Annotated in this window: 12 protein-coding genes; 10 read left to right on the top strand and 2 right to left on the bottom strand. The window is 31.0% G+C overall.

The annotated features are described in order from the left end of the window. The first annotated feature begins 14 nt into the window (after window positions 1-14). The 6 genes from I585_RS13795 (at window position 15) to I585_RS13770 (ending at window position 8558) form a co-directional block, all read left to right on the top strand. Window positions 15-221, top strand: a complete 207-nt coding sequence (locus I585_RS13795) for a hypothetical protein (RefSeq protein WP_010742405.1) — start codon at window positions 15-17, stop codon at window positions 219-221. A 130-nt stretch (window positions 222-351) separates the two neighbouring features. Beyond that, window positions 352-2514, top strand: a complete 2163-nt coding sequence (locus I585_RS13790; protein WP_010742404.1) for an ATP-dependent nuclease — start codon at window positions 352-354, stop codon at window positions 2512-2514. Window position 2515: 1 nt separating this feature from the next. Continuing rightward, window positions 2516-4285, top strand: a complete 1770-nt coding sequence (locus I585_RS13785) for a UvrD-helicase domain-containing protein (protein WP_010742403.1) — start codon at window positions 2516-2518, stop codon at window positions 4283-4285. Window positions 4286-4474: 189 nt separating this feature from the next. Beyond that, window positions 4475-4804, top strand: a complete 330-nt coding sequence (locus I585_RS13780) for a hypothetical protein (protein ID WP_010742402.1) — start codon at window positions 4475-4477, stop codon at window positions 4802-4804. A 231-nt stretch (window positions 4805-5035) separates the two neighbouring features. After that, window positions 5036-6274, top strand: a complete 1239-nt coding sequence (locus tag I585_RS23425; protein WP_010742401.1) for a hypothetical protein — start codon at window positions 5036-5038, stop codon at window positions 6272-6274. A gap of 511 nt (window positions 6275-6785) precedes the next feature. Next, window positions 6786-8558: a DUF262 domain-containing protein gene (locus I585_RS13770; protein WP_010742400.1), complete on the top strand. Its 1773-nt coding sequence runs from the start codon at window positions 6786-6788 to the stop codon at window positions 8556-8558. A 342-nt stretch (window positions 8559-8900) separates the two neighbouring features. Here I585_RS13770 and I585_RS13765 read toward each other — a convergent pair whose 3' ends face one another. Together I585_RS13765 and I585_RS13760 are read right to left on the bottom strand one after the other, a co-directional pair. Continuing rightward, on the bottom strand, window positions 8901-10157 hold the full coding sequence (locus I585_RS13765) for a PTS transporter subunit EIIC (RefSeq protein ID WP_010742399.1): 1257 nt from the start codon (window positions 10155-10157) through the stop codon (window positions 8901-8903). A 16-nt stretch (window positions 10158-10173) separates the two neighbouring features. Beyond that, complete coding sequence (locus I585_RS13760; RefSeq protein ID WP_010742398.1) at window positions 10174-11499, bottom strand: family 4 glycosyl hydrolase; 1326 nt, start codon at window positions 11497-11499, stop codon at window positions 10174-10176. Window positions 11500-11758: 259 nt separating this feature from the next. Between I585_RS13760 and I585_RS13755 the strand changes: the two genes are divergently transcribed. From I585_RS13755 to I585_RS13740, 4 genes are all read left to right on the top strand, one after another. Next, on the top strand, window positions 11759-12502 hold the full coding sequence (locus tag I585_RS13755; protein ID WP_010742397.1) for a MurR/RpiR family transcriptional regulator: 744 nt from the start codon (window positions 11759-11761) through the stop codon (window positions 12500-12502). Between the two features lie 120 nt (window positions 12503-12622). Continuing rightward, window positions 12623-13948 (top strand): 6-phospho-alpha-glucosidase, encoded by a 1326-nt coding sequence (locus I585_RS13750; RefSeq protein ID WP_010742396.1) that lies wholly within the window; start codon window positions 12623-12625, stop codon window positions 13946-13948. A gap of 71 nt (window positions 13949-14019) precedes the next feature. After that, entirely contained in the window at window positions 14020-15585 is a 1566-nt protein-coding gene (locus tag I585_RS13745; protein ID WP_010742395.1) for a PTS transporter subunit EIIC, read from the top strand. A gap of 26 nt (window positions 15586-15611) precedes the next feature. Beyond that, window positions 15612-16100 carry a PTS sugar transporter subunit IIA gene (locus tag I585_RS13740; protein ID WP_010742394.1) on the top strand — a complete coding sequence of 163 codons (489 nt, stop codon included), beginning with the start codon at window positions 15612-15614 and terminating at the stop codon, window positions 16098-16100. Window positions 16101-16595 lie beyond the last annotated feature (495 nt).

Raw genomic sequence — 16595 nt, 5'->3', positions numbered from 1 at the left:
CGGAGAGAATAAAAATGAAAATTAATTTTATAAGTAGTTTTTATATTTTTCAAGATAAAAAGATTGAACTAAAGAATAAGAATTTTATTTTTAGCAAGAATGGATCTGGCAAGTCTACACTTTGTAATTTAACAAAACTTTCAAGGCATTTTATTAAAATTGAGACTTATGAAAATGAACAATTGATTGAAAAAGTTGAAAACGGAAAGAATTTTATCTGAAAATTAGAATGAAAAATATGATGTCCGGATTTTTCAAGGTTTTGAAAGTGCAATCGGAGAGGATAATGAATTAAATGAGATCGCTTTAAGTGAGGAAAATAATAATGAGACGAGAGTGGAGAAAACAGTAATGAATTTATCGAAAATACAAATTGTGAATTTTAGAAATTATAGCTCAACAACTTTCAGTTTTTCTGCTAGCGCAAACACTATTATCGGAGAAAACGATTCAGGTAAGTCGAATGCATTGACTGCAATTAGAATGTTATTAGATGATAATTTTTACTATTCTGTAAAAAGTTTAAACGAGAACGATTTTAACAATTCTCTAGACAACTTTAGAGGTCATTGGATTATTATTTCTGCTGAATTTGAGAATATTTCTGATGAGGAAAATGATAAAGAAGTTATCGCAAGTCTTAGAAAAGAAATTTCAAATACGAGCTTTTCTGAAGGAAATGTCTGCTTAATCATTCGTCCAAATGTAAAAAAAAGACAAGAACTCCATGATGTATCTGGCGATGTTTTTGATTTTGAAGATGTTAGAAACTCGATACGTATATCAGATTATGAGTTTATTTATCGCGGTAAAATGACTACTGATTTTACTGATCCAAGAATATATAAAGATATAGTTGGAGATTTTGAAAACTTTAAATCTCCTGATCCTAAGGATAAACAGGATAATGAACAATATATAGGTAGTAAGATAGATATAAAAGATATTAATGAACATATTTCGGTAGTTTTTATTGATGCACTTAGAGATGTTCTCAGAACTGTAGGCTCTACATCTAATCCTATTAAAAAAATAGTTGAGGAGATAGAAGATAAAATTTCTGATACCAAATTTGAAGATGTTAAGGATAAGATAAAAGATTTGAATGAATCTATTACTGACATTGATGAAATTAGAGAAATTAAACGTGATATAAATAATAAATTAGTAGATATTTTGGGTCTAGTCTATTCTCCTGATTTATCCTTATCCTCAAATATATCGGATGATCTCACTTCTTTGTCTAGGTTTTTAAAGCTAAGACCTCAAAATGAGGAGGACATGAAGTCACTCGGTTTAGGACATTTAAATATGATTTTTATAGCTTTAAAAATTGTTGAGTACAATAAATGTAGTTTTAGAGAAGTATTGAATGTTATGCTGATTGAAGAGCCGGAAGCTCACATTCATCATCACATTCAACGAACTCTTTTTCAAAATTTGGGAATTAAAGATAAATCAACTCAGGTAATTATGACAACCCATTCTCCTAATATCGCTGAAAGTTCTGAAATATCAAGAATGAATATCGTTAAATCGTTTAATAACTTATCAGTAGCAATGAATCCCAATACAGAACTAGATATATTTGGAGAAAATAATTTAAATACCAAAATAAGTCTTTCGAAATCAATCGAAAGATACTTGGATGCAAAAAGAAGCAATCTTTTATTTTCCAAAGCAGTATTGTTGGTCGAAGGTGATGCGGAAGAAATACTGATTCCAAATCTTGTGAAAAATTCTTTAGGAGTTTCTTTAGATGAAATTGGTGTTGGGGTTGTTAATGTTGGTAGTACTGCTTTTGAATATATCGCATCACTATTTTCTAATGAACGTATAAAGCGAAAATGTGCAATAATTACAGATATTGATAAACAAATGGTTCCAAAGCTTATAGTAGGAAATAAGAGACAAGAAGATGGGACTTTAAAAAAAGAGCTAGTGAACAATAAAATCTATAAGGCAGGGGCAGAAGCAAAAGGTTTAGAAAGAAAGGATAAATTAGAACGTATTTTTAACGGTAACAAATGGGTCAGTCCTTTTTATGCTGAGTCTACATTTGAAATTGAACTTGCCAAAGTAAACAATGGGATATTTAGCAGTGTTCTTGAAAAATTATATAGTAAAGAAACCACGATTAAACAGTGGCGAGATAAATTGTCTTGTGCAAATGATTTGTTTTTTTTGAAAAAGCTTGTGGCTAATAGTGATCAAATTAAATGTAATGCAGTATTAAGTCTTGCTGATTCTACAGGTAAAGGCTGGTTAGCAACTATAATAGCTCAAAAGGTAATAGAATCTAAAGAAAAGTATATATTACCAGAATATATATTAGATGCCTTAGCTTTTGTCTCACTTGAATCGGTTAACGAAAAGGTTGTTGAGAAGATGATCATTCATAACACTGATATAAAGATGGGGATTAAGGATTTTTTAGGGGATAAAAAATGGGAAGACGACTGTCCATGCTTGTATTCTTTTATAGAAAAGTGGGAAGCAAAACGAGGTGTTTAAAATGGGGAATCAATTTATCGATAGAATTCTAGATACGCTTTCTGATTGCCAAAAAGAAGTAGTTCTTGACTGTGAAAACAATCTATTTGTGACAGCATGTCCTGGAAGTGGTAAAACTCGTACTTTAACAAGAAAAATTGCATATATGAGTAATCTTTATCCTGAATCAATGAAAAAAATTGTTGCAATAACTTATACAAATAGAGCGGCTAATGAAATCATGTCAAGACTTGAGAAACTAAATCTAAATGAGAGTCATATTTGGGTAGGTACAATACATCAATTTTGTCTGGATTTCATTCTAAGAAAATTTGGATTGAATTTAGAAAGAACAGCTCGGGGAATTAAGATAATTGATGATTATGTTACAAGTAGATACCTTAAAGAGATATATGAAAATCGTGGGATGAGATATAATCCTTATGAACATCCCAATTTGATGGTGACTACTTCAGGAAATTATTTTGAAGATGATATTGAAAAAAAAGATTTAGTAGCTGAGTATCATAAGAAACTTCGAAGAGCTAATGAAATAGATTTTGATTTAATTCTTACACTTTCTTTGAAAATTCTTGAAGAGAATCCTATTCCAACAAAAATAATCTCAAACAATATTCGATCAATATTTGTTGATGAATACCAAGATACAAACAATGCTCAGTATCAAATTCTAGGACTTTTAGCGAAAAATGATAAATCTATAAAGTTTATGTTCGTAGGGGATTCAGATCAAGCTATATTTACATCTTTAGGTGGTGTTGTGAAGAGCAAAAAGGAGATTGAGGAAATTACAGGCTTAAATTTTTCAAGTAAAAAATTAGACGGTTGTTATAGGTCTACTCAGAGAATTGTGAATTTATATTCACAATTCCAATCTGAAGCTTACAGAATCAGTAGCTTAGCAAATTACAGTGAAGATTATGGAGTCATACAATATGATAAAGAAACTCATAAGGATAATCTTTCTTCTAGAATTGCAGATATTATTCAAAATTTGATAAATGATGGAATTAGCGAAAATGAAATATGTGTTATTGCTCCAAATCAGTTCATACTAACCCCTGTAGCAAAGGAATTAAAAAAGAGATTAACCAATTTGAATTTTCGTTCTCAAGATGTTTACCCCATAAAACCAGATGAATTAAATTTATTTTACAAAATCAGCTTTTTAGTGTTTACTCCTATCGGTGAAAAAATGAGATTAAGGAAAACTATTGCGAATGAGGCTATTAATATTCTAAAAGATGACTTTGATGTATCTATTTCCATAAAGTTCAAAGCTCTGGATTTTTTAGATATCTTGAATTCAGCAAAATCGACGGAAAGCAATGGGCTAATTTTTTTACAAGAAAAAATAATATATTTGTTCGAGATTTTAGAAATTGATAAAGCGACGCACCAAGATTTGTATCAAGCTTATGAAGATTTTTTTACAAAAGCTTTTAATAGAATTAATGATACAAGATTGAAATTAAGTACAGATATTGGTGATTTTAGGAATATTTACAAAGAAAAGTCTGGAATTAATATTTCGACAATTCATAAAGTCAAGGGAGAAGAATACGAGGTGGTGATTGCTTTCGGTTTTCTTCAAGATATTGTGCCACACTTCAAATCGAAAAATCCTGAGAGTGAAGCAAAAAAATTGTTGTATGTTACTATGTCTAGAGCCAAAAAAAGAATATACTTGTTTTCTGAAAAAGGAAGACAATATGGGGCGTATCCTCAAAAAACCCCAACATCTCTTTTAGAGTCTGCCGACATTGAATAAACGTGTATTTTTTTATATTTAATATTTCTTGCTGTTAGTAAATAATTATTTTAGAATAGTCGTCAAAGTCCTGTGGTCATAATCATAAGACGTACTTCGCATCATAAATATTAGATATACGAGAACAACGAATTTGATTATAGAAGTGTTTCTAATCTGAATGAGGTTAAGATTTCTAGAGATACTTATATGCCTGAAGCGGATGGATTTGACCTGAAAGCAGATTCATCTGCTAGTGATAATATTAGAACAATATGGTCATATACTTTAAGTCTATTAAAAATTTCGAATATGTATAATGGTAATCACCTAGGTTTCGTTATTTTTGATGAACCAAAACAACATAGTATACATGAAAAAGATATGATTGAATTTTTTAATCAAGCAATGCTATTTCATAATAACCAAATTATTATAGGATTTACTCAAGACCAGTTAGAAAGTCCTCAAATATTCCTTGATAAATTAAAAAAAGAAGGATGTAATATAATTGATTTAGGAACAAAAGCTTTTAAATAATACTAAAAATAAAAAATCTATTAAAAGATTATTTTCGGTTGGAAATTATATTATCCAATTTATAAATTGTAATTTACTCTCCAAAAATAAGATATCTGCTCAAGTCCATACTAAAAAATTGTGGAGTGATTTATGAAAAAATGCATTATATATAAAGCCAGTATCAGATGTTTTTGTACAAAAACATCAAAAAATTATTTGACTAATATAAAGTGATGAAGGACAGTAAAAATGGCTGAAAAAAATGATATTGCGAAATCAGACAAGTTAATTATATCAAATCCAATAGGTGGAGAGCTCATAATGAAAAGATTATCAGCATCTCAAAAAGGAAAAAAATTCAAAGAAGTTTTTGTTTCAGAAGCTTCTTTACTCGCAGGAAATATAACTCAAGGTGCTTTACAAGTTGCAAATCAAGCTATGACTGTAGCTCAAATAGCTAAACAAGCGCCAAATGGATTATTTACTGCTTCAGTTGATCCAGCAAAATTATCCAAATTTAAAAATGGAACGTTAACAACAATGGTTCATGGAGGTGAAAAAAAGTTAGAACATTTTGGCTTCACTGAAGTAGCCATTTCTGGTGCTATTAATCCTGCTATGGTATTATCAGCAGGCATGCAAGTTATGTCCATGATATCAGGGACATATTATCTGAATCAAATAAATTCTCAAATTCGCCAAATTGACGAAAAACTTGATGAACTTATTCAATTTCACCATGACGAGAGTATTGGAAAATTAAAAGCTGCTAGGCGTGGATTATCAGAAATTGCAGTTAGGGAAATAGTTGATATGGCTGATGTCAATGAAATCAGAAATTACAAAAAGACTTCTCAAGAAATTCAAGAGGAGTACTTATACAGACTTAATCGTGATGTGCATAATTTTGTTCCTGATAAAAAAGGTGATAAGAAGAAACTTGATAATTTGAACTTTCAAATGTCAATTGCATTTGAAGCTAGTAAGTTATCCCTTTTTACTGAATTGATTGAGTTAGGAACAAGGATGAAGATTGGCGGACAAAGTGAACTAATTGAAGGATTGACAACGCAACTTAAAAATAATTATAAGAATAGCTTATATCTCAATATAGATTATGCAGCAGATAATTATTACAAAATAATTAAATCAAAATATCAGACAGAAAAATCAATCAAACAGAAAAACAACAATAAAATAGAAAAAGTTGTTAATTTTGTTCCTGTTTGGGGATGGGGTGTTCTTGGAAAAACTGTATTACAGGGTACTGTTTCAATTAAGAAAAATATTGATATTTCTACATCTAATAAAAAAGAAGTAAAAAGAAGAGAGAGTTTAGACTCACTTATCTATGATGCACATGAAAATAAGAAGATTGAAACGATTGATGTTACAATTGATGAGATGCTTCAACTACCATATGAAGGAAAGGATATTTTGTATGTGGTTGATGGCAATCGTCAACGCGTATTTGTTCCTGAAGAGTAAAAAAATTAAGCTCTAATTAACCTACAGATCAGGGCTTCTTTTGATGCTTTGAGATTCAATCTGGTTCATTATATCATAGTTATGTTGGCAATAAACGAAAAGCAACTGGCATATAATGAATCTGCTGAAACTACCAGAAAACTCTCAGGAGTTGATCAGTAGTTAGACAAACACCACCTATAGCCAAAAAAGTAGCGATTAATTCATTACTTTTTTATATTTTTGTATTATATTTTGAGGGATAAAACACAATTTTTTTGTTCTAGTACAGTTAACATAGAATTTATTATTAGTTTGAGTGTTTAATATCAATATTTTTTATATTATACCACAGTAGTAGCGGTTAATATGCTATACACATTAAAAAGGGTGTTCAGTCAACAGGATAAAAATACTTATGATTTCAAAAAAATATAACTTACGGGAGTATTTCAATATCACGCACCTAAGTTTTTTATGTTAACTTTGATACAATATGTACGAGATTTCAATTTAGATTGGAGAAAAAACTATGAATAGAAATGATATTAAACCAGATTTGCAAACTGTGAAAGAATATTTTGACAGAAAAGAGTTTTATATTCCTAGCTACCAAAGACCATATGCGTGGCAAGTTACTCAATGTGAACAACTGATTGAAGATATTGAAACACATCAAAATAATTTTGATGAAAATTGTCAAGATAACTATCTATTTGGAGCAATTTTGATAGCACAAGAATCTGGTGAAGAACATGAAGTGACCTTGATTGATGGGCAACAAAGGACTACAACCTTTATGCTTCTTCTTAAAGCAATTCTTATTAAAATAAATAATGAGCTAGGAAAATTGAAAGAAGAGTCTATTGAAGATGCTAAACTTATTGAAAAGCTTAGCGAGTTCAAAAGTAATATTGTTAGAATGCTTTACAACCTTGATGAAGATAACTCTTTCTTTTATAAAAAAAATAAATATGAACTTCAAATTCAAGACATTAAGTATTTGAACAATTCGATTTCAGAATTATATTCTCTAGATATGGCAACTATTTTGATTAGTGAAGATTTTGAAAGTATTCGAAATTCAGTTATTAGGATTTATCGTCGTCAAAATGATAATAAATATACAAATTTTTATAAAAATTTCAGATTTTTTTACAATTACTGTAGCAAACTTACAAATACTCAAATACGAGATTTTTCAGAACACTTCATCAACTATTGTCAGGTAATTACCATTACCAGCTTCAATACTGATCAAGCAATTAATATTTTTAATTCGTTAAACGGAACAGGAGTGCCTCTTACTCCGATAGAAGTAATCGTATCAAAGGCTACAGAAAATGCAAGCGATAGAAAAGAATTTGAATCCAGCTGGCAAGCAATTGTAGCAAAAACAGATAATTCTTCTCTAAATTTGAATTTGTTGATGACTCATTATATTTTTACAAAATTATCGGAACAGCACGGACCTGTCGCTAGAAATCTTGGTATTCGATCATTCTTCGCAAAAAATAAGGAGTTACTTAATGATGATGTTTTATTTACTACTCAATTAGATCGGTTACTTGATATTGTAAATAATTTTGATAATAGTGAATTTGGTCAAATTTATAACAAGTTTAATGGGAATTTCAAGCCTTTTATTAGCAGTTTTTCATACTTCAGAGATAATCAAAAATATCTATATTACTTGTTGCGGCTTGCGACAGTTTTGGAAGTCACAGATTTTGCTTATGGCAACGGAAAATTCAAAGGATTTTTAGAACGTATTAATTTGAAATATAGCCAAGTAGAGACAGTTTTGGATGAGGAATTAATTTTGGAAATTAAACATCACATTGATAGTAATTTCAACCGAGAAGATATTGAGGAAACTCTTAAAGAGAGTGGCATTTCCGTTCCAATCATCTACTTAAATGAGTATCTTTATAGTAAGAATCATGCATTGTCTTTTAATATTAGTGGTAATATTGATATTGAGCATATTATGCCACAAAGTGGATTAAACCGAGAAAACATCATGAAGGATGCTGGTTTTACTGATAAAGAAGAATTTTATGAATACGCTGAAAAGCTAGGAAATAAAATATTACTTGAATCAGAAATAAATCGTGGAATTGGAGATGCTTGGTTTAGAACCAAGAAAGAGAATCATATCACTAGTCATAATGGATATATAGGTAGTAAGTACCAAATTGCAAAAGCCTTAGTTAATTATTCAAAAGATACTTGGACAAAAGATGATATTGATGAAATAACTAATAAGGCTGCGAAACGTATTACAGACTTTATTTTCGAATAACGAAGAGAGATCCACTCAAGATTGCGAGAGACTGGAAAATAAACCGTGTAAGTTAGAAACGTTTAAATATTAATTTACGGTTTTTATGTTTGGTTTAATTTCTCATTTTGACTGACGATAGACATCACACCAGATTAATCGGTATCATTTTCGGTTTGTAGGTTTTTGTCGAACTGGTGTCAAATTCAACATGAAACAATAGTAATTCATTTATTTATTGAATTATAGGGTTATGAATAGTTACGCAATTTGTATTTTATTTCCTAACAGAACTTTTTCAAGTACCTGTCATAAATACATGGTAAGAAAAATAACATCAATAAAATACTTCTTTATTTTGGGTTATAGGTTATTTTGACTGCCGAGCAATTCGTGATATAAATAGTACATGATAAAATAAATAGCTCCAAGAGGGAGAATAATCCACCAGTTTGAACCTTTATCTGAATTGAGAATCCCATTAAAAATCAACGATAAAAATGGTCCTCCAAAAGCGGAAGGTCCTGCTACATTAAATTGGAAAAGGTATGTTAGTACATAAGCAACACCTGACAATAAGGCATGAATTCCAAATAAAATAGGAGCAACAAACAGGAATGAGTACTCTAATGGTTCTGTAATTCCCATAATAGCACAAGGAATTACAGCTGCAATCATTAATGATCCTACTTTTTTTCGGTTTTCTGGTAAAGCGGATTTATAAATAGCTAGTGCTGCTCCAGTTAAACCAAACATAGCAAATAAAACCTTACCGTTCATCACATATTTACTAACATCAATATCAAACATCATACCTGGTGTATTTAAAATTTGATTATAGATATTAACGGCACCTTCAACTACTTCACCACCAACTTCGATACTTCCACCTAGGGATGTAAAGAAGAATGGTAAGTAAATAAAATGATGTAAGCCAAATGGTAATAGTAAACGTTCGGATGTTCCGTAAATGAAAGCTCCAAATACACCTGTTCGATCAATTAAATCAGCTGCATTATTCAACATTCCTTGTATTGGAGGGAAAATAAATGCTAATATGATACCTACAAAACTTGCTACAATGACGGTAATTGCAGGTATAAATCGTGTTCCATTAAAGATAGAAAAAACTGCTGGTAATTGAATCTTATAGAATTTATTATGAAGATAAGCAACTGTTAAGCCAATAATAATTCCACCAAAAACACCAGTGTCTAGGGTCAAAACACCTAAGATTGTTTTTTGTCCAGTTAACAAACTTTCTGGATTAATCGTCTTTGTAAAAATTAAGAAACTACCTAAAATAGTATTCATTGTCATATAGCCAATAAATCCTGATAAACAAGCGGTGGCTTTTTCTGATTTGGCAAATCCATAAGCAATACACATAGCAAAAAGTATAGGAATATTATTATTAATAACATTACCAGCATCTTTAATAAGCATACTAAAAAATACAATGGGTTCATTTTTTAAAAAAGGAGCTGCATTTTGTAAACTTGGGTTAGAAAGAGCACTACCAAGACCAACTAAAATACCTGAAATCGGTAGTAATAGAACGGGGGTCATTAATACTTTGCCTAATTTTTGAAAAACATTATACACTTTATTATTCTTCATGTTATACTCCTCTAAATTAATGTAACTCTGGCCAAAAATCACCATTTGCTTCGATTAAATCGTCTAAAATTTGTTTAGCGATTGTCGTGGATGGGACTGTTTTATTAATTGCAATAGCTTGCAGTGCTTTTTCATATGATTTTTCATAATAAGCATCTACAGCTAATTTTTCAGAAGCTACTTGATTTTCAATTAGTCCTTTATAGAATGTTGAAATTGCTGGACGTGAAATTGGTTCTGGCCCCCATGAACGAATATAAGCTGGAACTTCAACCATTGCATCTGCAGGTAAGTTTGGAATTGCACCATTATTTTCAACAATTACTAGGAAACGTTCTCCTTTGTTATAAGCAATTGAAGAAGCTGCATCCACGATAAAGTCTCCGAAGACAGTGAAGTCTTGAATTGGACTTTCGTAACTTTCAGGATTTTCTAAATATTTAGTATGTTCAGCAAACATTTCTTTTTCTCGTCCATTAATAACCATATCCGCACGAGTCCAATTTTGATCCATATGTTGAGCCATTTCTTTAGAATATAAATAATATTGTAAATAACTATTTGGTAAGAATTCAGGATAATCTTTTACAATTTCAACATATTGTTTCCAAGTCTTATTCCAATCTGGATCTTGGTGGTGTTTATCACTTACTGCCATTCCTTTTTCTAAAATCATTTCACGTAATTCTGGTAGACGGTCAACACCATCTTTATCATACAATTCTGTGAACCAACCAAAATGATTTAGTCCAAAGTAACAAGGATCTAATTCTTGCCAATTTTTTAATCCTAACATCTTAGTAAAAGATAAAAGAATAGCCGTAGGCATGTCACAAATATTTAAAATACGCTCATTGTTGAATTCACGACGTGTAGCTTCTGCAACAACGGCAGCTGGATTTGAATAATTTAAAATCCAACATTTTGGTGAATAGCGACGAGCATCTTTTATTAATTCAACAACTCCAGTAATTGAACGAATACCATACGAAATAGATCCGCCTGGTCCGCATGTCTCTTGACCAACTACGTCATATTTTAATGGGATTTTTTCATCTGTTGAGCGCATACTTAATCCACCTTGGCGGATTTGAGCAAAAACAAAATCAATATCTGTATAGGCTTTTTCTTTGTCTGTTGTAACTATAACCTCTAATTCAGGATATTCTTGATAGATAAATTGTTTCATTATATCGTAAACTAAATGCATTCTTTTACTGTCAATATCATACATCACTAGTTTTCTAAGTGGAAATTCATTTTTCTTTTGTAATAAACTTTGAATAATTCCTGGTGTGTGAGTACTTCCAGCTCCTACGATGACAACTGCTTGTTTTTTCATTTTTATCTAACTTCCTTCCATTCATTTGTTTAGTACACCAGTAATGTATCACTAAAATAATGAGAACGCTTAAAACTTTCATATTATGAAATTTTGATATGTATTGAGAGGTATTTCGAACTTTTTATTAAATCTAAATATGAGTTTTTTCATGATAATGTGTTTGATATAAGTTAGTAATGAATAGTGTCTAATTATGTATGATGTGTTAAAATATAATAAAGATAAGCAATGATGACAAGTAAGGAGAGATTTTATCATGGGATTATTTAGTCATCTTCAAGCCAATCAGCATCTATTAAATGAACAAGAGTTAATACATTTAAACAATATGATGGATAAAGAAAATTTTTCTTTATTAAAGAATAGTACATTGAAAGAACTAGCAGACAGACTCTATGTCTCGCCGAATACGATTGTCAGAATGGCTAAAAAATTGGACTATCGTGGGTATACTGAATTAAAATTAGCTATTGAAACGGAACATAATAAGAGTAGTTTTTTAAAAAAAGGGAACCGGCTAAAACTTATTGATCAAATGAATCGAACAGAGGAGTTATTGAGTTCGAGTACAGTAAAAGAAGTATTACGATTAATTTTAGCTGCTAATCATATTTACTTTTTTAGTTGTGGACCTTCTAAGTTTCCTTGCGAGGAAATGAAAGAGAAATTAAGAATATTAGGTTTTGAGTCGTCTCTTTATTATGAGCCTCATGTGATGAGACAACGAGCTAAAAAACTGAAAGAAAATGATTTAGTATTTGTAGTAAGTCTAAGTGGTGAGACTAAAACCCCTTTAGATGCGGCTCGTTTAGTTAAACTGACTAAGGCAAAGATGATTTCGATTACAGGATTTTCTCAAAATTCAATTTCTCAGATAGCTGATGTTACTATGTATACTTTTTATGACAAATTAACTTACGCCGATATGGATGTTTCTTCTAGATTAGGTATTTATTATGTATTAAATTATATTTTTGAAGAATTAGCACCGTTGTGTTGAGTAACACAACGGTGTTTTTTTTTATTTTATGGGTGTTGTTGATATAGAGTCATCAAAAAAGCGTTTTTTTGATTAAAAATTGTATAGACTAGGATTATCAAATGAAACGGAGTGGTTCGAATGAAAAAAAAGAATAATATTGTTATTGTTGGAGGAGGATCTACTTGGTCTCCAGGAATTTTAAAAGCTTTGACAAAACATCAAGATATCTTTCCTTTTGATAAAATAACTTTGTATGATATTGATGAAAAAAGACAAGAAGTTATTGGGAAATTTGGTGAGATTTTATTTAGGGAGGAAACACCAGATATAGAGTTTATCTATACAACTGATAAGGAAGAAGCTTTTAGAGATGTTGATTTTGTTTTCTGTCAAATGCGTACGGGTGGTTATCCAATGCGTGAAAAAGATGAAAAAATTCCTTTGTCTATGGATCTTATTGGACAAGAAACATGTGGACCAGGTGGGTTTGCTTATGGAATGAGATCAATTAGAGACATGATAGAATTAGTTGAAGATGTTCGTAAATTAAGTCCAGAAGCATGGATTTTAAATTACACAAATCCAGCGGCTATTGTTGCCCATGCATTAAATATGGTGTTCCCAGATGATAAACGTATTTTAAATATTTGTGATCAGCCCGTCAATCTATTGCGTTCGTTTGGACGTTTAATCAATCGTGATTTTAACGAATTTGAACCAACTTATTTTGGATTGAACCATTTTGGTTGGTTCACACATGTGTATGATAAAGAAGGAAATGATTTATTACCTGAAATCAAAAATTATACGATTAAGAATGGCTTCTTACCTGTTGATGCAGAACAACGTGATCAATCATGGCTAGATACTTATGCTATGGTGGAAGATATGATTAAAGACTTTCCAGATTATCTACCAAATACTTACTTACAGTATTATTTATATCCTGAATACAAGTTATCTACATTAGATCCTAATTATACACGAGCTAATGAGGTAATGGATGGACGTGAAAAACGTGTGTTTGAAGAGTGTGAGAGAATTGCTCAGGTTGGAACAGCAAAAGACTCCCATATTGTTCATAATGATGCCCACGGAGATATGATTGTTGAAGTTGCAGCTTCTATCTATGGTAATTTAAGAAAAACCTTTATTGTGATTGTTCAAAATAATGGGATTGTTTCTAATTTACCAAATGATTTAATGATTGAAGTCGCAGCATCATTAGGTGCTAATGGACCACAACCATACGCAGTAGGTGAAATAGGTACTTTTTACAAAGGATTAATCGAAGGCCAATATGCTTACGAAAAATTAACATGTGAAGCTTATTTAGAAAAATCATATACAAAAGCATTACAAGCTTTAACTTTAAATAGAACTATAGGAGATGCTAAAAAAGCTAGAAATATTTTAGATGCTTTAATTGAAGCAAATGTAGATTACTGGCCAGAATTAAAATAATAAGAAGGGGCTTTAAGCTCCTTCTGTTATTTAGTACAAGTAAATGAAATCGTTTTTTTGGGAGGAAAATAATGACAAAAGAGAAGATTTTAGAATCATTTCAGAAATTAGGAAAAGTTTTAATGGCTCCAGTGTTGATTTTACCGATATCAGGTATTTTAGTTGGCGTAGGAAGTGCTTTTTCCAATCCTAACTTAATTAAATCAGTTCCATTTTTAGGCAGTACTTTCTTCGTCTATTTATTTAGTTTGATGAAGGACGCTGGAAATGTAGTTAATAATAATATTCCTGTTATCTTTGCTATTTCAATTGCGTATGGTTTTGCTAAATCCGAGAAAGGAACAGCTGCTTTAGCTAGCTTTTTAGGTTACATGACGCTCAACACTGTGATGGGTTCTTTCTTGGTCTTAAAGGGAACCATTGATCCCGATAATTTATTAACAGGTCAGCGGAGTATTTTAGGAGTTCTAACTTTAGATACAGGAGTTTTTGGAGGTATTATCATTGGACTTTTAGTCAGTTACTTACATAATAAATATTATAAAATTGAACTACCATCTGTTATTTCACTATTTAATGGGACACGTTTTATTCCAGCTATTACTATTATTGCTTCTTCTTTTGTTGGTTTAATAATGGCATTTGTTTTTCCACCAATTCAAAATGCTTTGGGGGCTATGTCTGAATTTATCGTGTCAACTGGATCTTTAGGATCTTTTGTCTATGGAACATCAGAACGTTTACTACTACCATTTGGCTTACATCATTTTATTTATTTACCGTTCTTCTTTACTAGTTTGGGTGGTGTAGAGGAGATTGGCGGTCAAGTAGTGGAAGGTGCGGTTAATATTTATAATGCTATTTTAAATACGCCAGGGGCAAACTTTGATATTAGTGTTAGCCGTTTTTTAATGAATGGAAAAGTAATCTTTGCGATGTTTGGTTTACCGGGAGCTGCGTTAGCTATGTATAAAACAGCTCTACCAGCTAACAAGAAAAAAGTTGCATCCTTAATGATAGCTGCAGTTATTCCTTGTGCTTTAATGGGAATTAGTGAACCTTTAGAGTATAGTTTTTTATTTGTAGCACCGATGTTATTTGGTATTCATGCAATTTTATCAGGAGTCGCTTACCTATTAACTTATATAGTATCATTTAACGTAGTTGGTTCTGCTTCATTTGGGGGACCATTTATGTCGCTTATTTTTAACGGAATTATGGGGGCGGATAAAGGTTCTAACTGGTTATGGGTGATACCTTTAGGTGCTTTATATTTTTGTTTATATTATTTTATTTTTAAATTTGCTATTATTAAATGGAATTTAAAAACTCCAGGTAGAGAAGTAGAGGATGTTGTTATTTCTGGTACTGTTGAAAATACTACAGATTCTAAAGAGCTTTTAGAAGCGATCATTGTTGCTGTCGGTGGTAAAGATAATATTGAAAAAGTAGATGCTTGTTTTACACGTTTGAGAATAACTTTAAAAGAGCCAAGTAAAGTTGAATCAAGTACTCATTTCACGGAAAAACTAGGGGCAAACGGTGTTGTTAATGTTCCATCTGGTATTCAAATTATTTATGGTAATAAAGCAGCAGTCTATAAGACAGAAATGAGAGAATTACTAGAAATGGAGTAATTGTTTCTTTGAAGGGAAGATAAAGTGTGAATTTATTTAAAAAATTTAAAAAGAAGACGAACCAATTAACCCTACATAGCGTAAATACAGGGGTATTTGTTCCAATTACAGAAGTGAAAGATGATGTGTTTTCTCAGAAAATGTTAGGGGATGGTTTTGCTATTAGACCTAATATAAAAGAGGTATATTCACCGATTAGTGGTATAGTCACATCTGTTTTTCCGACGAAACATGCTATTGGTTTGAAATCAGAAACAGGTGTTGAAGTATTAGTTCATATGGGAATTGATACAGTGGAATTGCAAGGAAAACCTTTTGAGGTATTTGTTAAAGAAGGGGATTTGGTTGTACCTTCAACCAAAATAGCAGATATAGATTTAGCTATGTTAAATGTGAGTAATAAACAAAGTGATATTTTAGTTATTATTACAAGCGATGAAGATATAGAGTTTCAAATGGCAAGTAGTATGAATATATCTGCTAATGATTTGGTAGGAAAGGTTATTTTAAAATAACAATAATATGAACTACTTGTAAAGCAAGTTCACTAAATTAATAAAATAGAAATCTAAAGAGATTAGTTTAATGAAGTGAATATTATTTCAGGATACAAGACCAAAATAGCTAATTATATACTTGCAGTGACCCTAAAAGTAAGGCTTTTAAGGAGTGGATTTCTCTGTTGTACGTTCTAAATCGTTTATTCCAACATCAGTAGTTGTTAGCGTTTAGATAACCATATCTGTTATATAGTGAATTTATTACTTTTAATAATGAATTCACACGAGGATCAATTAATAGAGTACTAAAAAGGATAAGAACGAATGTCTTATCCTTTTTTAGTATGTCATTCAATGGACGTTATCCTCCTATTAGATTCCAACAAATTCCTTAAAGGTTAATCATCGTGAGCCAGTGACCTTAGTCACGTTATGGCGAGAGTGAGCCTTAGCTAACAGCTACGTTAGTAGTTGCCTGCAAGGCAAAAGCGCCTTAGCGCAGAAAGAGTC

The sequence above is a fragment of the Enterococcus malodoratus ATCC 43197 genome (genome assembly GCF_000407185.1).
Taxonomy (GTDB): domain Bacteria; phylum Bacillota; class Bacilli; order Lactobacillales; family Enterococcaceae; genus Enterococcus_A; species Enterococcus_A malodoratus.
This window is presented reverse-complemented; position numbering and strand designations above follow the sequence as displayed.

What these genes read in the sequence shown, in the direction of transcription:
- I585_RS13795 (WP_010742405.1), top strand. Translation starts at nt 15, where the DNA reads ATGAAAATTAATTTTATAAGTAGTTTTTATATTTTTCAAGATAAAAAG.
- I585_RS13790 (WP_010742404.1), top strand. Translation starts at nt 352, where the DNA reads ATGAATTTATCGAAAATACAAATTGTGAATTTTAGAAATTATAGCTCA.
- I585_RS13785 (WP_010742403.1), top strand. Translation starts at nt 2,516, where the DNA reads ATGGGGAATCAATTTATCGATAGAATTCTAGATACGCTTTCTGATTGC.
- I585_RS13780 (WP_010742402.1), top strand. Translation starts at nt 4,475, where the DNA reads ATGCCTGAAGCGGATGGATTTGACCTGAAAGCAGATTCATCTGCTAGT.
- I585_RS23425 (WP_010742401.1), top strand. Translation starts at nt 5,036, where the DNA reads ATGGCTGAAAAAAATGATATTGCGAAATCAGACAAGTTAATTATATCA.
- I585_RS13770 (WP_010742400.1), top strand. Translation starts at nt 6,786, where the DNA reads ATGAATAGAAATGATATTAAACCAGATTTGCAAACTGTGAAAGAATAT.
- I585_RS13765 (WP_010742399.1), bottom strand. Translation starts at nt 10,157, where the DNA reads ATGAAGAATAATAAAGTGTATAATGTTTTTCAAAAATTAGGCAAAGTA.
- I585_RS13760 (WP_010742398.1), bottom strand. Translation starts at nt 11,499, where the DNA reads ATGAAAAAACAAGCAGTTGTCATCGTAGGAGCTGGAAGTACTCACACA.
- I585_RS13755 (WP_010742397.1), top strand. Translation starts at nt 11,759, where the DNA reads ATGGGATTATTTAGTCATCTTCAAGCCAATCAGCATCTATTAAATGAA.
- I585_RS13750 (WP_010742396.1), top strand. Translation starts at nt 12,623, where the DNA reads ATGAAAAAAAAGAATAATATTGTTATTGTTGGAGGAGGATCTACTTGG.
- I585_RS13745 (WP_010742395.1), top strand. Translation starts at nt 14,020, where the DNA reads ATGACAAAAGAGAAGATTTTAGAATCATTTCAGAAATTAGGAAAAGTT.